This window comes from Pseudocnuella soli (assembly GCF_004347775.1).
GTDB lineage: Bacteria > Bacteroidota > Bacteroidia > Chitinophagales > Chitinophagaceae > Flavisolibacter > Flavisolibacter aquaticus.
The window spans coordinates 3,513,115-3,534,685 of record NZ_CP037755.1 but is presented as its reverse complement, the minus strand read 5'-3'; the positions used below and the strand labels follow the sequence as shown (position 1 = coordinate 3,534,685).

The window sequence follows — 21,571 nt, the reverse complement described above, 5'->3', positions numbered from 1 at the left end:
CAAAATGTAATGTCGGCTAACAATTGTGCACCGGCGCTGGAACGAAAGCAATTAAGTTTCCTCGACCGGTACCTGACCTTGTGGATTTTCCTGGCCATGGCTGTGGGTGTGGCCATTGGATACTTTGTACCCTCATCCTCGTCATTCATTAATTCATTTTCAAGCGGCACCACCAATATCCCGCTGGCAGTTGGTTTGATTCTGATGATGTATCCGCCCTTTGCCAAAGTGCGGTACGAACAACTGGGCGAAGTATTTCGCAACACAAAAGTGTTGGGCGTATCGCTTTTACTCAATTGGATTATCGGTCCCATCCTGATGTTTGTCTTAGCCGTTGTATTTCTTCGCGACTATCCCGAGTACATGGTGGGCCTGATCCTCATCGGGCTTGCCCGCTGTATTGCCATGGTCATTGTCTGGAACGAATTGGCTGAAGGAAGCAGGGAGTATGCAGCAGGGCTGGTGGCACTCAATAGTATTTTCCAGGTGTTGTTGTACAGCGTGTATGCTTACATTTTCATTACGGTGTTGCCGCCGTTGTTTGGCATTGGTGGTGTTGAGGTAAACGTAACCATTGGTGAGATTGCCCAAAGCGTTGCCATTTACCTGGGCATTCCATTCCTTGCCGGTTTGCTTACCCGCATGGTGCTGCGCAAAATAAAAGGGGAGGACTGGTACCATCGAAAATTTATACCCCTTATTTCGCCCATTACACTCATCGCGTTGCTGTTTACCATCGTGGTTATGTTCAGCCTGAAAGGTGAAATGATTGTGCGCATACCCATGGACGTGATACGCATTGCCATTCCGCTGCTGATCTATTTTGCTATCATGTTCCTGGTCAGCTTTTTTGTTGGCAAACGGATGGGCGCCGACTATTCAAAAAATGCATCCATTGCATTCACTGCTGCGGGCAACAACTTTGAGCTGGCCATTGCTGTTGCCATCGGCGTGTTTGGCATCAATAGTGGACAGGCCTTTGCCGGTGTTATTGGGCCGCTGGTTGAAGTGCCGGCACTTATTGCCCTGGTAAATGTGGCGTTCTGGCTGCGCAAAAAGTATTATACAGCGCCACAAATTTCCGAAACAAAACCTTCGAACATTTAATTTGAACAGACATGAAGATTGCACTGTTTAGCGACATCCACGCCAACCTGCCCGCACTGGAAGCGTTTTTCAAAAGCATTGACGAACAGCAGCCCGATGCCATTTATTGCCTCGGTGATTTGGTGGGTTATAATATCTGGCCCAATGAAGTGATCAACGAGATCAGGCAGCGGCGCATCCCCACCATAAAAGGCAACTACGATGAAGGTATTGGGCTCATGAGCGGCGATTGCGGCTGCGCATACAAAACGGAGCGGGACAAAGAAATGGGCAACATCTCGATTTCCTACACCGATAGTATTGTTGGTGCGGATGAACGCCAGTATTTGCGTACGCTTCCTGCGCATATCCGGCTCGAGTTTTCGTTGAAGAAAGATCCGCTTAACGTGCTACTGGTGCATGGTTCGCCCCGCAAAATCAACGAGTATCTTTTTGAAGACCGTGAGGAGCGGAGCATGCTGCGCATCATGGAAGAAGCCAATGCCGACATCTTGTGTTTTGGTCATACACACAAACCGTTTCACCGCGTGTTGCAATCGGCAGCGGGCAATTATCGCCATGCGGTCAACATAGGTTCTCTTGGCAAACCAAAAGACGGTGACCCGCGTGGTTGTTATGCGATGCTCACCATCAACGCCGATGCTGGCGTTGCGGACAGGGACAGCGTGCAGGTCCAGTTTATTCGTTTTGCATATGATATAGAAAAAGCCGCGACAGCCGTGGAAGGCAGCCCATTGCCAAATGAGTATGCTGACATGTTACGTAACGCCTTGTAGTGAAAGCTTGTCCGCTCTTCCAATGCACGGCGTGTTTTTTTATTCAATGTTAGAAGACGTGGAATGCAAGATTTGTCAGTTTGCATTAAAGGGCGCCTGCGTAATGCATCGTCGTTAGCACCAAGGTTTATCCTTTGGTAAGGTGAAGACTATCGCTGCACGCTGATCATCTTTCAAACTTGAACGCCGTCAACCACAAAAACCTACACATCTTTTCCATAAAAGTGTAACAACACCCGGCCGCCACCGCATGACCTTTGTAGAATACAAACCGGAGGTCATGCAAAAGGTACAACCCAACATAATAGAACTGCCGCTGAGCGGCGTAGATAGCGAGCACTGTGCGCTGATTGTGGACAAGGGCATTGCAAAAGTGCCCGGCGTAAAGGCGCACAAAGTGGAGCTCAACAACCATAAGGCCGTCATCGAAACCGAAGACCAGCAGGTGCTTCCGGAATTGGTGACGGCCATTCGTGGTTTGGGCTATGACGTGGAAACAATAAAAAATACTTTTCCAGTAACAGGCATGAGTTGTGCTTCCTGCGCCGCCAGTGCCGAAAGCATAGTACAAACGCAACCGGGTGTGGTAGAGGCGGGTGTTAATTTTGCCAGCAGCTCGCTGCAGGTAGAGTATGTGCCCACTATTGTTACACCCGCACAGTTGAAAAGCAGCGTCCAGTCGATCGGGTACGACCTGGTGATTGAAGACAGCAAAGAAGCCAAAGAAGCACTCGATGAACTGCAACAACAAAAGCTCCGCTACCTGAAGGTCAAAACCGCCTGGTCGGTTGGTCTTTCCATTCCGCTGGTAGTCATCGGGATGGTGTTCATGGGTATGCCTTTCGCCAATTACATCATGTGGGCGCTGGCCACGCCGGTGGTACTCATATTTGGCAGCCAGTTTTTTGTCAACGCATGGAAGCAGGCAAAGCATCGTTCGGCAAACATGGACACGCTGGTGGCGCTGAGTACCGGCATTGCCTATGTTTTTTCCGTGTTCAACACCCTTTACCCGCAGTTCTGGCACCAGCGCGGGCTACATGCCCATGTGTATTTCGAAGCGGCTGCAGTGGTTATTGCATTTATTCTTTTAGGCAAATTGCTCGAAGAGCGGGCCAAGGCTTCCACATCTTCCGCCATCAAAAAATTGATCGGGCTGCAACCCAACACCGTTACTGTTATTCATAAGGGCGGCCACCAGGCGGATTTACCTATTGCACAAGTGCAAGTGGGCGATATGCTGCTGGTAAAACCCGGTGAGAAAATTCCGGTAGATGGCGTGGTTACCAGCGGCGAATCGTACGTGGATGAAAGCATGATCAGCGGTGAACCGGTACCAGTGATCAAACAGTTCGATGCAAAAGTATTTGCAGGAACCATCAATCAAAAAGGCAGTTTTCAATTCAGGGCCCAAAAAGTGGGCAGCGAAACCCTGCTGGCGCACATCATTAAAATGGTGCAGGAGGCGCAGGGTTCAAAAGCACCGGTGCAAAAACTGGTGGATAAAATTGCCGGCGTATTTGTGCCGGTGGTGATTGGCATTGCGCTGCTGGCCTTCGTTGCATGGGTGGTGCTGGGCGGCGAAAACGGACTGACGCAGGGCCTCCTTGCACTGGTTACGGTACTGGTTATTGCCTGCCCCTGTGCGCTGGGTTTGGCTACACCTACAGCTATTATGGTAGGCGTTGGAAAAGGGGCCGAACAGGGCATCCTGATAAAAGATGCGGAGAGCCTGGAGCTGGCACACAAAATGGATACACTGGTACTTGATAAAACCGGCACCATCACCGAAGGCAAGCCGGTTGTTACAGATGTATTTTGGTTGGATAATACAGCATTGGACTGCAACATACTTTTTAGCCTGGAGCAGGCATCCGAGCACCCGCTTGCCGATGCAGTTGTGGCCCACCTCAAAGGTGATGCATCGGCGCTAAAATTAAATGCCATCCAGTCGGTTACCGGCAAAGGCATCACTGCGCAATACGATCGCCAAACCTATATGGTGGGCACTAGGCAACTACTGGCAGATCATGGCATTGAATTACCCGATGTTGTCCATGTATGGACCACAGGCCAAAGGGAAAAGGCCAACACGGTCGTATTTTTTGCCGGCGGGGATAAGGTAATTGCAGCCATTGCCATTGCCGATCAAATAAAACCATCGTCCAAAACGGCCATCGAGGCATTGCAAAAGTCAGGCATCGAGGTGTATATGTTTACCGGCGATAATGAACAAACCACAGCCGCAGTGGCGCAGCAGGTAGGCATTGCGCAATACAAAGCGGAGGCTATGCCGCAGGACAAGGCAGCTTTTGTAAAAGCATTGCAGCAGCAGGGCAAAACCGTGGGTATGGTGGGCGATGGTATCAACGACAGCCAGGCCCTGGCACAGGCCGATGTGAGCATTGCCATGGCACAGGGCAGCGACATAGCGATGGATGTTGCAAAGATGACGCTCATGACATCTGATCTTGCCCGCATTCCACAGGCGCTTCGGTTGTCGAAACAAACAGTACGCACCATCCGGCAAAACCTGTTCTGGGCTTTTATATACAACCTTATTGGCATACCCATTGCGGCCGGTTTGCTCTACCCATTTACGGGTTTTTTACTCAACCCAATGATTGCCGGCGCAGCCATGGCGTTGAGCAGTGTAAGTGTGGTGGCCAACAGCCTGCGGCTGAAATGGCAACGTTTATAAACAATTTGAAAACAAAAGAACATGAACATCTTTCAATTCATAACAAACATCAATTGCGGCGGGTGTGTTGCCGCTGTAAAACCGCATCTTGAAAGCGTACCGGAACTTGTTACATGGAAAGTGGATACTGCAAACCCGCAAAAAGTGCTTACGGTGGAAACAACTTTGCCGCCAACTGCAGTGCAATCCATGGTTGAGAAAGCAGGCTTCAAGGCCGAGCAGCTATAATGTGCGTTCGAAACCAGGATTAAACATTGCAGCGCCTGGCCTGTTTGTTTGATATAAACAAATAACCTTCCCTTTTTATTTCCATTATTTGCAAGAGTCGTCTGCTGTAACGAAGTTGTTGATTGAAACGTTTCTATTTTTCATCAATGAAAAACAGCACCCTGTTGCGCATTATGCAGCCATGCGACGGCATTCCTCAACGCAGGCGCGGCAGGCCTGTGCACATTGCTGGCAATGGTCGTGCTGGTGCTGGCTGCATTCGGCAGCGCAAGCCTCACACGCATCGGCGCAAATGCGGTATAGCTCTTTTGCACGGTCGCTTCCCAGGCTCATCAACTGTGCCGCGGCATAGCAAAGAGCTGCGCATTCCATGTCCAGCTGGATGCATTTGGCCATCATGTGCAGGTGCTCTTCCTGCAGGCAAGAGCTGGCGCAATTCTGGCAGGCCGAGGCGCAACGCAAACAGGCATCGATACAGCTTTGGTATTGTTGGTAGTTGCTTTGCATAAGCGAAATTTTAGGGGTTATTGAAACAACCGTTGCACAATAACCGAACCAGCCGCACCGGCAGTTCCTTCCTTTTTTTGGCGCCCAACGATCCCTCTACCTTTTCCAATCTCAATCGTAGAACCAATGACCTACAACCGACGGGCTAACCGCAAAGGGTAAACTTTGAAAAAAATAATAATGTCAGCGCCATTCCTGACGTTGGTCATGTACCCGATGGATGCTGTTGCCGAGTTTTAACAAGCGAAAGTTGAAAAAGCAGGCCGATGGCCATTCGTTGCATCAACTCTTTGCAGACGAAAACAAATTGTGCACGCAAGTGCATCCATCCTTTTCCATCATTCCAACAACATAGCGCATCTGTGCTGCCAATTAGCATTGTCGTTAGGCTTTTCACAAGAACGCTGCTGCATCCAGGTGCAGTTTAGTATTTCCTTGTGCAGCAAAATGCTTGTTGTGAAATGATTGGAAAAATGGTTTGTGGCAACGCAAACGGGTCAAAACAATTGAAATATGAAAACAGCACCAACAAAGCCATTCACCGTGCTTTATGCCGATGATGATATGGACGATCGGATGATCATGAACGAGGTTTTAGCGCTGCTGGGTGTGCAGCACCAGGTGGTGGAAGTGCCCAACGGGGAGGCCGTGCTGGCCTATCTTTCTTCGTTGCATCGCCTCGAACAACATCCCTGCCTCATTGTGCTCGACAACAATATGCCGCTGGTTTCGGGCCGTGAGGCGCTGATGCGGATTCGCCAGGAGCCGGCCTACAACCATATCCCCGTGGCGGTTCTTTCCACTACCATCAGCCAGCAGGATTTTTATTTTTTCCAAAACCTGGGCGCCCGCTGTTACACCAAGCCTTCCACGGTTGCCTCGTTCAAGCAAGTGGTAACTGAGATGTTGCAGTACTGCTGCGAGGAAAAAACCGCTGCTGCCTAATGCATCGATAGCTAAAGCTGGATGTGGGCAAAACGGTGCCGGCGCAGCTGTATATGCAGCTATAAAATTTGTAGACTTAAAAGCAAGTGCATAAAAAATGGCGCAGGGTAGTGCGCCATTTTTATTGGAAGTATAAAGTTTTTGAATAGATTCGGAAACGATTTTACTACACCAATGAATGGCTCATTCAATCAATAGCGCCGTTTATTTTACTGCCAAATAGCGCCGTAAATAGTCAACGCTTTTTCCAATTGTGCTTCGCTGATGATGCTGACGGGTATGGACTGCTCATTGCCGAGCTGCACGTCGTTCAGCCCTTCAACCAACACAAACGCCTTCAGATTGATCGCGTCCGGGAAAAATAAGACTGCACTTTTCATAACCCCTCCTGGTTTTCGTAGTTTTTAATTTACGGTTTCAATGCAATGTTGTAACCCATGGAGCACGTTTTCCGATGGGATACTTTGCCCTACAAAATTGCGGCAGCGGCGCCGCCATTTTTATGACGAGCATCATTAGAAAAATTGATAATAAGGTCGGGTGGGAGGCGGGGTTAATCAGGGTTGTGTCGGTAAAAAAGCAGGGTTGGGGGGCTTTTGCATTTTATCAAAATGACGTCAACCAGCAATGCGCAAAATTGTTTTTTTACAAAGACCGTAGCGTTGTAACCTCGCTCTATTCAATTAATCCCGAGGCATGAAAAGCTCCATCCTTTGCAACAACTTCTTCGAAAATGCAGGTTTGCTAATTAATTGAACGAAGCTGCGACGGAATTCAGGCGACTCCATTGGAAACATTTTTCATGACTGCGAAAAAGTTAGCATTGCTTATAGCTGGCACGAAAATGTACGGCATAGCCTAGGCTGCGCCGGTAAACAGTTGGCCGAGAGGAGGGCAGTCCGCCCCGTTTTCCGTTCATCAAAAACGTTTGTTATAAACAATACCTCATTTCCTGCTGGCCACTTTTTTTGCCCTAAATTTGATATACATGCCTCAGGCTTTAAAATACCTAACAAACATGAAGCGACTTCCAATAGTGCTGTTGATGCTGGCAGCCGGCATTTTCTTAACCATCCGCACCCTGGGAACAACCGGCAAAGCCGACCCGCCCACCAAATACGAACGTATTTTGCAGAGTGTGGGCGAAATGCTGAGGCAGGGACATTACCAACCCAAAGACGTCAACGATAAGTTTTCAAAGCAAGTGTTCCAGAAATACCTGGAGGAACTCGACGCTGAGAAAAACATCTTTTTGCAAGAAGACATCGAAGCGTTGCGCCCATTTGAAACCAAGGTGGATGATGAGATCAAAGGTGCCCCGGTTACCTTTTTCCGCGAAGCTTCCAAAATATTCAACAAGCGCATTGGCGAAGCCGAAAAGCTGGTGACTGATATTCTGGCCAAACCGTTCGATTTCACCAAAGACGAGGTTTATGTAGCCGATTCTAAAAAGATTCCGTTCCCGGCAAATGCCGCCCAACGGCAGGAGGCCTGGCGCAAACGCCTGAAATACATGACACTGGAGCGTTATGCCGAGTTGCAGGAACAACGTTCCAAAGCAAAAGATAGCACCGCCAATAAAACAGATGCGGCTTTGGAAAAAGAAGCCCGCGAAAAAGTGGTGCGTGCCATGAACCGGGTGTTCGAGCGGTATCGCTACAAGTTTTCCGACGACGATAAGTTTGCGATCTATGTAAATACCATCACCCAAATGATGGACCCTTACACCGAGTTTTTCCCGCCGGCCGATAAGCGCTATTTCGACGAACAGTTGAGCGGCGAGTTTTTTGGCATTGGTGCTTCGCTGCAATACGACGATGGCAATATTAAAATCGCCAGCCTTATTACGGGCAGCCCTGCCTGGAAATCGGGACAAATTGAAGTGGGCGATGTAGTAATGAAAGTGGCGCAGGGCGAACAAACGCCTGCGGAACTGACTGGCTACGGCGTGGAAGATGCGGTAAAACTGATTCGTGGTAAACAAGGCTCGGAAGTGCGCCTGACGCTGAAAAAAGTGGACGGCACCCTGAAAACTGTTTCCCTGATCCGTGAAAAAATTGTGCAGGACGAAGTATTTGCACGCAGTGCAGTCATTGAAAATGGTGCATCCAAAATCGGGTACATCCTGTTGCCCGAGTTTTACGCCAACTTCAGCGATCCCAACGGCAGCCGCAGTGCTGTGGATGTAGCGAAGGAAGTAATGAAATTAAAAGCCGCTAAAGTCGACGGCATCGTGATTGACCTGCGCAACAACGGCGGCGGTTCGCTGTACGATGTGGTGCAGATGGCCGGCCTCTTTATCGACGAAGGCCCGATTGTTCAGGTAAAAGACCGCGAAGGCAAACCTACCGTGATGCGCGACCGTGATGGCTCGGTGCTGTACGATGGTCCGCTGACCGTGCTGGTGAATGAATTCAGTGCATCGGCTTCCGAGATCTTTGCAGCCGCCATCCAGGATTATGGCCGTGGCGTGGTAATCGGCAGCACCAGCACGTTTGGTAAAGGCACGGTGCAGCGCAGCATTGGCCTGGATCCGCAGGATTTCATGAACCAGAACTCTGAGCTCGGTAGCGTAAAGCTGACCCTGCAAAAGTTCTATCGCATCAACGGTGGTTCTACCCAATTGAAAGGCGTGGTGCCTGATGTGGTCCTTCCCGACCAATACGAGTACCTGCGTTTCCGCGAAAAAGACAATCCGAATGCTTTGGCTTGGGACGAGATCAGCAAAGCCGGTTACAAAACCTGGAACGGCGAGTACGATTTGCAGACCATCAAAAACCTGAGCAATTCAAGAGTAGGCCAAAACCCGGTGTTCCAAACCATTAAGCAGGCCACCGATTGGCTGAGCAAGCAAAACGACCGCGAGTACCCGCTGCAGATCGATAAATACAAGGCAGATCAAAAGCTGCTGCGCCAAAAGGTGCGCCAGATTGATAGCCTGCTGAAGCTGCCCGAAGCATCGGCAATGAATGTAAACTACCTGCCGCAGGATAAGGAGCGTTTTACTGCTGATAAAGACCGCAGCGAACGCTATGCCCAGTGGCTGAAAAACCTGAGCCGCGATATTTATCTGGACCAGGCTGTGAAAATTGTAGGCGATATCCGCAACCAGCAAAACCTGGCCCGCAGCGGTCAGTTGAAGAAAGAAAAAGAAGTGAAAGCGTTTTGATATCGCGTTGGTAAATAAACAAAAAGGGCGGTCTGCAAAGGCCGCTCGTTTTGTTTTGCTAGGTCCTCCGTCATTGCGAGGCGCAGTAGAGTCGGCCGTATTTGAACCAGGCTGTGGCGCCGAAGCAATCTCTTGCTAAACTACGGCAACTACGCGGATCAGGACGCTAAAGGTAAAAAGAGCTTGAGGATTTTGTTATAATCAGGAGATAGCTTCGGCGCATCAGACATCGTTTGCATAATAAGGCTCCTGCGCCTCGCAATGACAAGGGGTACCTCGCAATGACGTATGCCCGATAAAGATTTAAACCAAATACCGCTCTTTAAACAGCGCCAGGTGGTGCAACCCATGACCCACAATAATAAACCCAATACCCTCAACATAAACCGAATTGCCATTGGCAACGCCGCTGGCGGCCAGCATTTCCGCATCAAAACTTTCAAAAAGCGCTACCGTGCTTTGGTGCACCAGCTCCAGCTCGGCCACCAGACTGGCGCTGCTGCGCCGGTTGGCCCGCGATGCGGGTGTGTAGGCATTTTCATCAAAGCCGGGAAGCGGGTTGGGATCACGTCGGGCAAAAGCAAGGGCCCGGTAGGCAAAAATGCGTTCGGTGTCGATCATGTGTTGCACCGATTCTTTAATGGTCCATTTGCCGGGTGCATATCTCCATTCCCATTTTTCTTCGGGTATGGCTGAAACAAATGGCAGCAATTGTGATTTGTATTTTTCAAAAGCTTCCGGGAGTGTGGCGGCGTCCACCTTTTCGATGTATTTGTGGTAAAAAGGAGGCATTTGGGCTAGGTTTACAGGATGCATGGTAAAAGTTTGGCCTAAAATAAAAAACCCCGGTGTTAGTACCGGGGTTTTTTATTAGCCATGCTGTATCCCTGTTACAGCGGCAAAGTAGCTATTACGATGCTTAGAAAGCCCTCATTTCCTTTCCTTTATCAGCAGCAGGAGCGGCGTTTACTTTACCGCTGCTCACTTGGTCGGCCAAGCGTAATGCTTCGTAAGCATTAAGCAAACCACCGGTCACGCTCAGCTCCGACAGGGGTGCAGGCTTGCCTGTTTCAGGGTTGGTAGCCATTACGGTCGATTTAGTGGCGCTGGCTTCAATCACGTATTTCACTTGCTGTGGCGTCAGGTTGGGGTAGTACGACTTGATCAAAGCCGCTACACCAGCCACCACCGGCGATGCCATTGAAGTACCCTGCGCATTGCCATAGGTAGTGCCTCCGGGAACGGTTGAGTAAATGCGTACGCCAGGCGCAAACACATCTACTTCGCTTTTACCCCAGTTGGAGAAGCTGGCCACCAGGCCACCGGCTTTGGGATCGCCGCTGGCGCCAACGGTAATCCAGTTGGTGGCGCGTTTGCCGTCTTTTTCAAAAATGGGGTTGGGGAAATTGTACGCGCTGTCGAGGTTTTTGCCATCGTTGCCGGCAGCATGCACCAGCAGCACACCTTTGGAAGCAGCATATGCAACAGCTTCGTCTACCCAGCTTTTTTCGGGTGAAAAGCTTTTACCAAAACTCATATTGATCACTTTGGCGCCGTTGTCCACCGCGTAGCGGATGGCCAGTGCCACATCTTTATCGTGTTCGTCGCCATCAGGTACTGCACGTAGCGACATGATCTGCACATTTTCGGCAATGCCGTCAATGCCTTTGCCGTTGTTGCGGGCCGCGGCAATAATGCCCGACACGTGGGTGCCATGGAACGGCGTGTTGGCCATTACATCCGGGTTACCGTAAAAGCGGTCGTTAATGTCATTGTAGTTGTCCTGCACAATCTCGGCGCGGTAAGGCTTTGGTGCTTTGTCAGCGGCCTCGGCTTTTTTCTCCTCGCTTTTGATCACTTCATCAATCTCGCTCAGGAAAGCCGCGTTGGTCATTTCCATGATGTTGCTCGATTTGAAGAAATAAAGCAGTCCCGTGCGGGCACTTTTTTGTTCGGGGGTTTGGGGTTGGTAAGCCTCCAGGTCGTTGCCGGTGTATGTGGCTTTGCCCATGCCTTTTTGCAGCACCGAATCAAATGCCGTGGCCGAGGTCATTACCCTTTTATACACCATCAGTTCCAGGCCCGAGTTGGGGTCGCCACCTGCAACCTGCGCCTGCGCCCTTTTCCACATATCATAGCGGCTGCGGTCTTCAGCTTTCAGGGTTTCGGGGTTGGTTACTTTTTCAAACTCGCTTTTGAACTTGTGGTAAACGCGGGCCGCTTCGTAAGAATCTTCCTTTACGTTGCGTCCGTCTTTACCGCCCAAAAAGTTCCAGCCGTACACGTCGTCCACGTAGCCGTTGCCGTCGTCGTCTTTACCGTTGCCCGGAACTTCCTTGCGGTTGCGCCACAGCACTGGTTTCAGGTCTTCGTGCAGGGTATCAATACCGCTGTCGATCACGGCAACAATAACCGGCGTTGATTTTTTCCCTTTTAAAAATTGGTATGCTTTGTCCAGCGAAATGCCGTGAACGCCGTCTTTTTCCAGGTCTTGCAAGTGCCAGCCTTTGCCGACGCTTTCTTTCGAGGTTTGCGCACCGGCTACCAGGGTAGTACCTGCAAGCAGGGCAGCCAGGGCCACATTCTTGATCGTCAAGCTCATGTATCGTTTTTTACTTTGAATAGGGGTAAATGTAAAAGTAAAGTTTGGTGGTCAAAGAAAATTGTGAAAGCAGGCGGCCGCAGCATGTTTTAACGAAAAATGGGCCGCCCCGTGGAGCGCCCCATTGAAATAACTGCTGTATTGCTAAACACCTACCGGTGCCGGTGTAATGATTAATAATTGGTCTTCAAATCAACCCGGCGGTTTTTCGCCTGCTCGGCTTCCGATTTGCCGTCGCTGATTGGCCGGCTTGAACCGTAGCCCACCGTTTGGATCCGGTTGGCCTGAATGCCTTTTCCTTCGAGGTATTTTTTCACCGCCAAAGCCCGCTGTTCGGAAAGTGCCTGGTTTACGGCAACTCTACCGGTTGCTGAAGTATGGCCTTCAACAGTCAGTTTCAGTGCGGCGTGTTCAGTGAGCAGTGTTGCCAACTCATCTAGCACCGGCAGCGATGCGGGCAGCAATTTGGCGCTGGCGTTGGCAAATTCAATGGCGCGGGCAAAATTAGTTACCTGCTCCACCACTTCTTTTTTTACCTCCGGTGCCTTTACCGGTTCGGGGCAACCGGCATTAGCAGCAGTGCCCTTTTCTTTCGGGCATTTGTCCAACGAATCGATCACACCGTCTCCGTCTTCATCGGGAGGCGGGCAGCCGCCAAACTGGGCCTGGCCGGCCACGCTTGGGCAGTTATCGTCTCTGTCCAAAATGCCATCGCCATCGCTATCCGGCCATGGGCACCCTTTGTTCTCGGCAGCGCCTTTAATATCCGGGCATGTATCGGCGGCATCGGCCACACCGTCACCGTCCCGGTCGGGGCAGCCTTGCAGCAGTGCAGTGCCTGCTTGTTGCGGACAAGCATCGGTTGCATCGGGCACACCGTCGCCGTCCAAATCCTTAGGCGTTTCTTTTTTCGCTGCTTTCACGGCAGCCGTTTGGCGACCAAGGAAAATACCGATGCTGGCGCCAACCGCCGTATGGTTAAATTCTTTTCCATTCTGGCCCAGGTAAGGCGTCAGGCTTTGGCTGTAATGCGCATTCAAAAACACCCGGCCAAACTCAAATCCTGCCAGTGCATTCACACCAAAATGCAGGATCCGGAATTTGCCATCCTCTTTGCCCACCGGCAAATCAGACAGCTCGTTGAAGGTAAATTTCCGCGAAGTATCGAAGGCGGTGAGTGAAGTGGTGCCATGATAAAAAAGCGAAGCCTGCGGGCCGCCGCCAATAATGAATTTGGTTTTACCACCCAACGGGATGGCGGCAACTAGGTTCACAGGGATATCTACATAATTGATGAATTGCTTTTCCTCGAGTCGGAAGGTTTTGCCTTTCGCAGTGTCCAAGCCCTGGATTTGCGTAGCGCCTTTTGCCGAAAACAAAAAGCCGGGTTGCAGCCGGAAATAATTACCCAACGGAATGGATGCGATAAAACCCAACCGGATGCCGGTGCGGGCAGTGGTGCTCGAAAGGCTGTCAAGTGCCAGGGGATGCGGGTTCCAAACCGGGTCGACAGTGGTGCTTTGCAGGCCTGCGGTAAAGGCCACCCGTGGCGTATTTTGTGCGGCGGCGCCAACCGAAACGGCCAGCAGCAAACCAAGCAGTAGGTTTTTGTACATAAGATACCAGATAATGGATAGAAAACGAAGATAATACCTTTAGCTGTGCAGCCAAGTGGAATATTAGTCGGCTTGCTTTGGAAAAACGTCCAAGCCTAAAGTAAATGCGGTGAGTGTTGGCGGCAATGTAACGGGTGGCTTTGAAAAAGTAAAAAGGCAAAAGAAAAAATTCAAAAATGTGGCCATTTATGATGCGGCCATTTTGCCTTTTTACTTTTGCCTTTTGAAGTAACCTTTACAGGTCGAACTTGATGCCCTGCGCCAGGGGCAATTGCGTGCTGTAATTGATGGTATTGGTTTGCCTGCGCATATAAATGCGCCATGCATCCGAACCGCTTTCGCGGCCGCCGCCGGTTTCTTTTTCCCCGCCAAAAGCGCCGCCAATCTCTGCACCCGATGTGCCGATGTTGACGTTGGCAATACCGCAGTCAGATCCGGCCGCGGAAAGAAACTGTTCCGCTTCCCGCAGGTTGAGTGTCATGATCGAGGAGGAGAGGCCCTGGGGCACACCGTTTTGAATGGCAATGGCTTCTTCAAAATGGGTATACCGCATCAGGTACAAAATAGGGGCAAAGGTTTCGTGCTGTACAATATTGTAGTGCGGCGCCACTTCGGCAATGCAGGGCTGCACATAACACCCGCTCTCAAAACCGTCGCCGGAAAGCGCACCACCTTCCACGATAAATATTCCGCCTTCCGCTTTGCAGGCCTCAATTGACTGCAAGTAGCTTTGCACGGCGTCTTTGTCGATGAGCGGGCCCACGTGGTTAGCGGCATCCAGCGGGTTGCCAATGCGCAACTGCCGGTAAGCGGCCACCAGTTTTTCCTTAAATGCGTCGTAAATGCTTTCGTGAACGATGAGCCGCCGCGTGGTGGTGCAGCGCTGCCCGGCAGTGCCCACCGCGCCAAAAACGGCAGCCGTGATGGTGATTTTTAAATCGGCATCGGGGGTAACAATGATGGCATTGTTGCCGCCTAACTCCAGCAGGCTGCGCCCCAGGCGTGCACCTACCGCAGCGCCTACTGCTTTGCCCATGCGGGTGGAACCGGTGGCGGAAATGAGCGGAATGCGGTTATCGGCAGCGAGTTTTTGACCCATTTCCCGTTCGCCAATGATGAGTGTGCTCACCCCTTCGGGTACGCCATTTTTTGCAAAAACATCCGCCACAATCTGCTGGCAGGCTATAGCGCAGAGCGGTGTTTTTTCCGAAGGTTTCCAAATACAAACATCGCCGCAAACCCAGGCCAGTGCAGCATTCCAGCTCCATACCGCCACCGGGAAGTTGAATGCGGAAATAATGCCTACAATGCCCAGCGGGTGCCATTGCTCGTACATGCGGTGGCCCGGCCGTTCGCTGTGCATGGTAAGGCCGTGCAGTTGCCGCGACAAGCCTACGGCAAAATCGCAGATGTCGATCATTTCCTGCACTTCGCCCAATCCTTCCTGCAGACTTTTGCCCATCTCGTAGGAAACGAGTTTGCCCAGTGCCTCTTTGTTTTGCCGCAAGGCATCACTCAACTGGCGCACCACATCGCCGCGTTTGGGCGACGGCCACAGGCGCCATTCTTTAAATGCCGCTTGTGCTGTGTTTATGGCGGCTTCGTAGGCCGCATCATCGGCGGTGGCTACAGTAGCGATGGCATTGCCATCAACCGGCGAGTAAGAGGTGATGCGGCTGCCGCTGGTTTCCAGCCATTGCGTGCCGGTGCTGACGCCGCCATTTTGCTCCTGTATATGTAGCTGGTTTAAAACATCGTTCATGACTGCGGATTTTGTTGGAAGTTAAGGGATAAATGCGGCAGGCAACATGATCGCTCAGGGACATAATTTTCCATAAAAGAGTAGTAGTGAGGCGCCAAAATTTTACTTACCCACCGCTATTTTTACGCCACCCAACAACCAACGGCCAGGCATAACCGAACCCAGCAAGTCGCTGTAACGGGTGTTGAGCAGGTTATCGGCTTGCGCAAATAAGCGCACCGTGTTTTGGTACACATTGGCTTCGGCAAGGCCGTTCAGCACCAGGTATTCGCGGGTTACCTCGGCGTTGATGGCCGACGCCTTGCGTGGTTCTCTTACTTTATACACACCGGTAAGCCCTAAACTAAATGCTTTGTATTGATACCGCACATTAAAATTGGCGAGGAACTTTGCATGCGATTTTACATAAAACATATCCCTTGTTTCATCGGTGGCCGAACGCAGCCAAACCAAGCCGGCCATGGCCCAAAATTGCTGGCCTTTTTCCATCGCCTTTTGAAAAATGATGTCGGTTTCAAAACCGCGGGTAGCTACCTCCGATACATTTCGGGCCAAGGCATAAGTTCCGCCGGCAACGAGGTTACTTTTACGGGGCATGTCGGCATAGGGCGTTGTTACAAAATCAATTAGGTCGCGGTGGTTGCGCTGAAAATAACTGGCGGCAAACCGCACATTTTTTGAGGCAAAAACATCAGCACCCGCTTCAAAGGAAAATGACCGTTCCGCAGCAAGATCGGGGTTGCCGATGGAGCCGCTGGCCACCCTCGCTTTGTTGTAATTATTGAACCGCTCGGTAAAGGTGGCTTGCCGGATGGTCTTGCCCGCAGCGCCGCGCAACTGTACCACACCGGTGCGGAACGAAAGATTGATTTGCGGCACCAGTTCCGTCCCCGCCAGTTCGTCCCAATCGAGTCGCAGCGCGGGGTTGATGCGGAAGCCTTCGCCAATGGCTTGATTTAAAATAACAAAACCAGCCAATTGTTTTACAGCATGGTTGCCACGGTCGTTCGATTTGATGGTGCGGTTTTGTGCCTGCACGCCGCCGGTCAAAATGGTATGTTCCGTTAGCCGGTGCTCGTATAAAGCCAGCGCTTGGTACAGCTTTGATACGTTGTTGTTAGGCGTAGCGGCAGGCGAGTAAAAGTATTCGTCGGTAACCTTTTTGTAACCGGCGCTGAGTTGGAATTTGCTGCGGTCTTTTTCGTACGAAAGCCGTGCACCGTTCCATTGTGTGGCCACACGTTCAAAAGCCGTATCGGAAGCAAACGTTGTATAAAAATTTTGCGCAGCAAAATCGCGGGTATCATAAGCAGTACGAACGCCGAGGTGCCAGTATTCATTGAACCGATAGGCGGCAGAAAGCGAACCGGTGGTGTTGTGAAAATAACCGCGGATGCCCCGCTGCGGTTGTCCATTGGCGTTAGTAGAAAGTATGCCGCCACTAATAGCCAGTTTACCATCGCTGTAATGCGCACCGGTCTGCACATTTTTCAATCCCCACTCACCAATGGTGATTTGCTGCGATGCACCAAAACGGGCTTCTTTTTGCGCCGAAAAAGATTTAGTAATAATGTGCACCACGCCGCCCACCGCATCGGAGCCGTAGATGGCGGAAGACGCACCTTTCAATACTTCGATGCGTTCTATTTCGGCAGGGGCGATGGGAATATAAGTGCTGAAATGGCCGGTGTTGGGATCGTTCAGCCGCAAACCATCAATGACCACCAAAACTTGGTTGAAGGTGCCGCCACGCAAAACAATATCGCTTTGAGCGCCTTGCGGTCCGCGGGCCTGTATTTCCACGCCCGGTATGTAACGCAGCAATTCATCAACCGAATGCACCGGCAACTGCGCCAACTGGTCACCTTTGATGACCACGATATTTCTACCGGTGCGAGATGTTTTTAAAGCATTTAGCGACGCGCTTACCGAAACGGGGTCGAGTTCTACAGCCTCGGGTTCCTGTGTTTTTGCCGACAGGCAATACAATGCGGCTGCACACAGGCAGGCAAACTTTTTCATGTTGGTGGTGTTTCAATCGGCGGCAAAGGTAACCGGTGATTGGTAGGATTTGGAATGATTTGTATGAAGAAGGTTTTGTATGATTTGGTGTACTTCGTTTTACCACACAAAACGATGATCGTTGCACGGCAATGCAGCTATGCAATCAAGTATTTAATCTTTACATTATAATGCTTAAAAAACGCATTTAATAAATGCCTGGGGAAAGCCGTTCGTATAATGTTTCAAATGAACGATTATCAATAAGATTCACTTTCGGACGGGAACTCCTGGCTGCGTACATCCTGAACGTATTGTTGTACGGCGGCAGTGATCTGCTCGTGCAGGTTTAAATATTTTCGCAAAAACCTGGGTTTAAATTCAACGTTGATGCCTAGCATATCGTGCATTACCAACACCTGCCCATCGCAATGCGGGCCGGCGCCAATACCAATGGTAGGAATGGTGAGGCTTTGTGATACTTCCTGTGCCAGTGCGGCCGGAATTTTTTCCAACACTACGGCAAAACAGCCCGCTTCCTGCAACAACAGGGCGTCGCGTTTTAGTTTATCTGCTTCGGCCGCTTCGCGGGCCCGCACGCTGTAGGTGCCGAACTTATAAATGGATTGCGGCGTAAGCCCAAGGTGAGCCATCACAGGCACACCGGCCGAAATAATGCGCCGCACCGAATCGAGGATTTCCTCGCCGCCCTCAATTTTGATGGCATGTGCACCCGTTTCCTTCATGATGCGGATGGCAGATGCCAGCGCAATGTCGGAGTTGCTTTGGTAAGAGCCAAAAGGCAGATCCACCACCACGAGGCTGCGAGTAGCGCCGCGGATCACGGAAGATGCATGGTAGATCATTTGATCCAGCGTAATGGGCAGCGTGGTTTCGTGGCCGGCCATTACATTGGAAGCGGAGTCGCCCACCAGCAGCACATCCAGGCCTGCGGCATCCAGTATTTGTGCAAAGGAATAATCGTAGGCCGTGAGCATGGCAATTTTCTCACCACGATCCTTCATCTTTTGCAGGGTGTGGGTGGTGATGCGTTTTACTTCGGAGGAAACACTCATGTTGCAAAAGTAAGTACGGCAACAATAGCATCGGGCGGAGAAAAATCCGGCGGCTTGGCGCAATTGAATTTCGTTAACCGCCCTTTTTTACTTCTTCGTATAAAATATTGATTAGGCCGTCGGCGAGGCCAATTTTAGGAACAAAAATTTCTTCGGTATCGGCCCAGCGCATCACGTTGATGTAAATGAGCAGCGCCGGCACAATCACATCTGCACGGTCTTCGCGCAGTTTGTACAGGCTCATACGTTGGTCCACCGAAATGCTGCTGAATTCTTTATAATAATTGCGCAGCAATTCCAACGTCAGCGGCTTGCCTTCTTTGCGTTTAGACAGCGAAAAAACTTTGTTGATATTGCCGCCGGAACCAATGGCGGTGATATGATGATAGCCGCTGGTTTTATTTTTAATAAAACTCTTCATGTCGTTCCAAACTTTTTCTTCTACCTGGTCTTTCAACAATCGAATGGTGCCGATGTTGAACGATTCTTTCGCCAACAGTTTGCCATCGGAGAAAAAAGTAAGCTCGGTGCTGCCACCGCCCACATCAATGTACAGGTAGCTTTCATTGGCGTTCATGTTTTCCGCCACGTGGTTTTCATAAATAAAAGCCGCTTCCTGCTGGCCGCTGATGATCTCTATATCAATGCCGGTTTGCTCTTTTACGCGTTGCATCAGTTCGGGCCCGTTCGATGCATCACGCATGGCGGAGGTGGCGCAGGCTTTCAGGTGTTCCACTTCATATACCTGCATCAGGAGTTTATATGCTTGGATGCTGTTGAGCAACATGCCTGCACGTTTTTCCGAAATACTCCTGGTTTCAAAAACATCCATGCCCAGGCGGATGGGCACACGCACCAAGGATTGCTTCACAAATTCGGGTTTGTTGCCGGGTGTTTCCACCACATCGCTGATGAGCAGGCGCATGGCGTTGCTTCCGATATCAATGGCTGCTAACTTCAATTGGTGCTTCAGTTTTATTGAACAGGTAATGATAGGTTTCCTCTTGCGAACGTACATTTTTTTGCGACCCGTTGCGAACGTAGGTGTTCGAAAGGTTGTTGTCGAGCCAGCGGGCTTTTACATTGTCGCTTAGTTGTATGTTAAGGATGTCCATGAGTTCGCTTCGCAACGCAGGATCTAGGATCGGGCAGGAGGCCTCCACTCGGTGATCGAGGTTGCGGGTCATCCAGTCGGCCGATGAAATATACATCCGTTCTTTGCCACCCTGGTAAAAATACCAGACCCGTGCATGCTCCAGGAATTCATCCACAATGGAAATGGCTGTGACCGGGTGCACGAATTTTTCGTTTTGCGACAGCATGCCAAAGATGCCGCGGACAATGAGTTTCAGCTCCACGCCGGCACGGGCTGCATCGTACAAAGCATTGATCATTTCCTCGTCGGAAAGCGAATTCATTTTGGCAACGATCACCGCTTTCTTACCGCGTTTTGCATTCTTTATTTCGTTGTCGATCATCTTCAATACCTCGCGGCGGGCAAAGATGGGCGACGGCAACAATGTGCTGCATGCTTTAAGGAAATGCGTGCCGGTTTTATGGTGTTCGATGTAATTGAAGATGCGGTTGACATCGGCCATGATGGCTTTGTTGGCCGTAAGCACGCAGTGGTCGGCATATACTTTTGAAGTGCTTTCATTGAGGTTGCCGGTGCTGACAAAACCGTACTGCAAAATGCGTTCGGCCACCCGTTTCCGAATCAGGCAAATTTTCGCATGTACTTTCATGTTAGGTATGCCAATCAGCACTTTCACACCTTCTTCTTCCAATCGCTCTTTCCATTCGAGGTTTGCTTCTTCGTCGAAACGAGCTTTCAGTTCCAACACCACCGTTACCTGTTTGCCATTGCGCACCGCATTGATCAAGGCATTGATCACTTTCGATTGTGAGGCCAACCGGTAGCAGGTAATTTTGATCGATGTTACATCCGGGTCAATGGCTGCTTCTTTCAAAAGGTTGATCAGCGGGTGAAAAGAATGATACGGAAAATGCAGCAGCACATCCCGCTCCAACACCACGTCGGTAGTGCGTTTGCTGGCCAGTGCCGGGTGCATGAATGGTTTGCGCCGACGGCTTTGCTCCCGAAATACCGATGCAGGGAAATCCATGAAATGGCGGAAATTATGAATGCGGCCGCCGGGGATTAAGTTGTCGCGTTTGGACAAGTGCAGCTTGCGGATCAAAAACTCCAACAGGCCGGGATCCATCTCTTTATCGTACACAAAACGAACAGGCTTGCCTTTGCGGCGGTTCTTTAATCCCTTTTCTATTTTCTGCACCAGGCTGGTTGCAATATCGTTGTCGATGTCAAACTCCGCGTCGCGGGTTACTTTAAACACATTCGACTGGTATTCATCGTAACCAAAATATGCAAAGATCTGCGGCAGGTTGAAGCGAATCACATCTTCCAGCAAAATAATATGGTGCTCACCATTAGGCGAAGGCAGTTGCACAAAGCGGCCCAAAGTGCGGCTGGGCACTTCAATCAGCGCATACTTGCGTTGCAGCGCACTATTCTTCATCCACATCACCACACCCAGGTAAATCGATTTGTCACGCAGGTAAGGCGTATCCGGTATGCTTTCAATCATCAGCGGAATCAGGTTGGGACTTACCTCTTCGTCGTAGAATTTTTGTACAAACTCCTGCTGCTCCGGGTTGAGGCCTTTTTCGGTGATGAGGAAAATCTTTTCCGCTTTCAATTCTTCCAAAATGCCGCTCCAGATGCGGTTGAACTCACTTTGGTGATTCAGCACCGTCATTTGGATTTCTTCCAGAATCGCTTCGGGGTTTTGCTCGAGGTTCATTTTGGCCTTGTTGCCCAATTGAATCATGCGCTTGAGGGTGGCAACCCGAACCCGGAAAAACTCGTCCAGGTTGTTGGAAAAAATACCCAGGAAACGAATGCGTTCGCGGAGCGGCACGGTAGGGTCGGCGGCTTCCTGCAGCACACGGGCATTAAAGGAAAGCCAGCTAATATCGCGGTAAATGGTCTTGCGTTTGGGATCAGTCATAAAATAAGGGCGGTACGCCAATGAGTATATGCAAGTTTTATGCTCAGCA

At 50.5% G+C, this 21,571-nt stretch carries 16 protein-coding genes; 6 read left to right on the top strand and 10 right to left on the bottom strand.

Annotation, left to right across the window (positions count from 1 at the left end; genetic code table 11):
- The first annotated feature begins 9 nt into the window (after nucleotides 1–9).
- The 4 genes from arsB (at nucleotide 10) to EPD17_RS14485 (ending at nucleotide 4,812) form a co-directional block, all read left to right on the top strand.
- Nucleotides 10–1,107 (top strand): ACR3 family arsenite efflux transporter, encoded by a 1,098-nt coding sequence (gene arsB / locus EPD17_RS14500; protein ID WP_132055317.1) that lies wholly within the window; start codon nucleotides 10–12, stop codon nucleotides 1,105–1,107.
- 11 nt (nucleotides 1,108–1,118) lie between these two features.
- Nucleotides 1,119–1,883, top strand: coding sequence for a metallophosphoesterase family protein (locus EPD17_RS14495; protein ID WP_132055315.1), 765 nt, complete (start codon nucleotides 1,119–1,121; stop codon nucleotides 1,881–1,883).
- Nucleotides 1,884–2,163: 280 nt separating this feature from the next.
- Nucleotides 2,164–4,584: a heavy metal translocating P-type ATPase gene (locus EPD17_RS14490; protein ID WP_132055313.1), complete on the top strand. Its 2,421-nt coding sequence runs from the start codon at nucleotides 2,164–2,166 to the stop codon at nucleotides 4,582–4,584.
- Between the two features lie 21 nt (nucleotides 4,585–4,605).
- Complete coding sequence (locus EPD17_RS14485; protein WP_132055311.1) at nucleotides 4,606–4,812, top strand: heavy-metal-associated domain-containing protein; 207 nt, start codon at nucleotides 4,606–4,608, stop codon at nucleotides 4,810–4,812.
- A gap of 171 nt (nucleotides 4,813–4,983) precedes the next feature.
- On the opposite strand, the gene EPD17_RS14480 is transcribed toward EPD17_RS14485, so the two are convergent.
- Nucleotides 4,984–5,319 carry a four-helix bundle copper-binding protein gene (locus tag EPD17_RS14480; RefSeq protein ID WP_132055309.1) on the bottom strand — a complete coding sequence of 112 codons (336 nt, stop codon included), beginning with the start codon at nucleotides 5,317–5,319 and terminating at the stop codon, nucleotides 4,984–4,986.
- A gap of 513 nt (nucleotides 5,320–5,832) precedes the next feature.
- Between EPD17_RS14480 and EPD17_RS14475 the strand changes: the two genes are divergently transcribed.
- Complete coding sequence (locus tag EPD17_RS14475; protein ID WP_132055307.1) at nucleotides 5,833–6,264, top strand: response regulator; 432 nt, start codon at nucleotides 5,833–5,835, stop codon at nucleotides 6,262–6,264.
- A gap of 209 nt (nucleotides 6,265–6,473) precedes the next feature.
- On the opposite strand, the gene EPD17_RS19990 is transcribed toward EPD17_RS14475, so the two are convergent.
- Nucleotides 6,474–6,644, bottom strand: coding sequence for a hypothetical protein (locus EPD17_RS19990; protein ID WP_155523186.1), 171 nt, complete (start codon nucleotides 6,642–6,644; stop codon nucleotides 6,474–6,476).
- A gap of 638 nt (nucleotides 6,645–7,282) precedes the next feature.
- On the opposite strand from EPD17_RS19990, the gene EPD17_RS14470 reads away from it, so the two are divergent.
- Nucleotides 7,283–9,433 carry a carboxy terminal-processing peptidase gene (locus tag EPD17_RS14470; protein WP_132055305.1) on the top strand — a complete coding sequence of 717 codons (2,151 nt, stop codon included), beginning with the start codon at nucleotides 7,283–7,285 and terminating at the stop codon, nucleotides 9,431–9,433.
- A 303-nt stretch (nucleotides 9,434–9,736) separates the two neighbouring features.
- Here the strand turns inward: EPD17_RS14470 and EPD17_RS14465 are convergent, their stop codons facing one another.
- The 8 genes from EPD17_RS14465 to ppk1 all read right to left on the bottom strand — a co-directional run bounded on the left by EPD17_RS14465 (nucleotide 9,737) and on the right by ppk1 (nucleotide 21,522).
- Nucleotides 9,737–10,249, bottom strand: coding sequence for a DinB family protein (locus EPD17_RS14465; RefSeq protein ID WP_132055304.1), 513 nt, complete (start codon nucleotides 10,247–10,249; stop codon nucleotides 9,737–9,739).
- Nucleotides 10,250–10,352: 103 nt separating this feature from the next.
- Nucleotides 10,353–12,035, bottom strand: coding sequence for a S8 family peptidase (locus EPD17_RS14460; RefSeq protein WP_132055302.1), 1,683 nt, complete (start codon nucleotides 12,033–12,035; stop codon nucleotides 10,353–10,355).
- A 173-nt stretch (nucleotides 12,036–12,208) separates the two neighbouring features.
- A complete protein-coding gene (locus EPD17_RS14455; RefSeq protein ID WP_132055300.1) occupies nucleotides 12,209–13,651 on the bottom strand; it encodes an OmpA family protein in 1,443 nt (480 codons plus the stop codon).
- A 235-nt stretch (nucleotides 13,652–13,886) separates the two neighbouring features.
- Nucleotides 13,887–15,413 (bottom strand): L-piperidine-6-carboxylate dehydrogenase, encoded by a 1,527-nt coding sequence (amaB, locus tag EPD17_RS14450; RefSeq protein WP_132055298.1) that lies wholly within the window; start codon nucleotides 15,411–15,413, stop codon nucleotides 13,887–13,889.
- Nucleotides 15,414–15,515: 102 nt separating this feature from the next.
- A complete protein-coding gene (locus tag EPD17_RS14445; RefSeq protein WP_132055297.1) occupies nucleotides 15,516–17,435 on the bottom strand; it encodes a TonB-dependent receptor plug domain-containing protein in 1,920 nt (639 codons plus the stop codon).
- 239 nt (nucleotides 17,436–17,674) lie between these two features.
- On the bottom strand, nucleotides 17,675–18,490 hold the full coding sequence (gene panB, locus EPD17_RS14440) for a 3-methyl-2-oxobutanoate hydroxymethyltransferase (RefSeq protein WP_132055295.1): 816 nt from the start codon (nucleotides 18,488–18,490) through the stop codon (nucleotides 17,675–17,677).
- Between the two features lie 73 nt (nucleotides 18,491–18,563).
- Nucleotides 18,564–19,451 (bottom strand): Ppx/GppA phosphatase family protein, encoded by an 888-nt coding sequence (locus tag EPD17_RS14435; protein WP_132055293.1) that lies wholly within the window; start codon nucleotides 19,449–19,451, stop codon nucleotides 18,564–18,566.
- Entirely contained in the window at nucleotides 19,432–21,522 is a 2,091-nt protein-coding gene (ppk1, locus tag EPD17_RS14430) for a polyphosphate kinase 1 (RefSeq protein WP_132055291.1), read from the bottom strand. Before ppk1 ends, EPD17_RS14435 begins: the two co-directional genes overlap by 20 nt.
- Nucleotides 21,523–21,571: the final 49 nt, after the last annotated feature.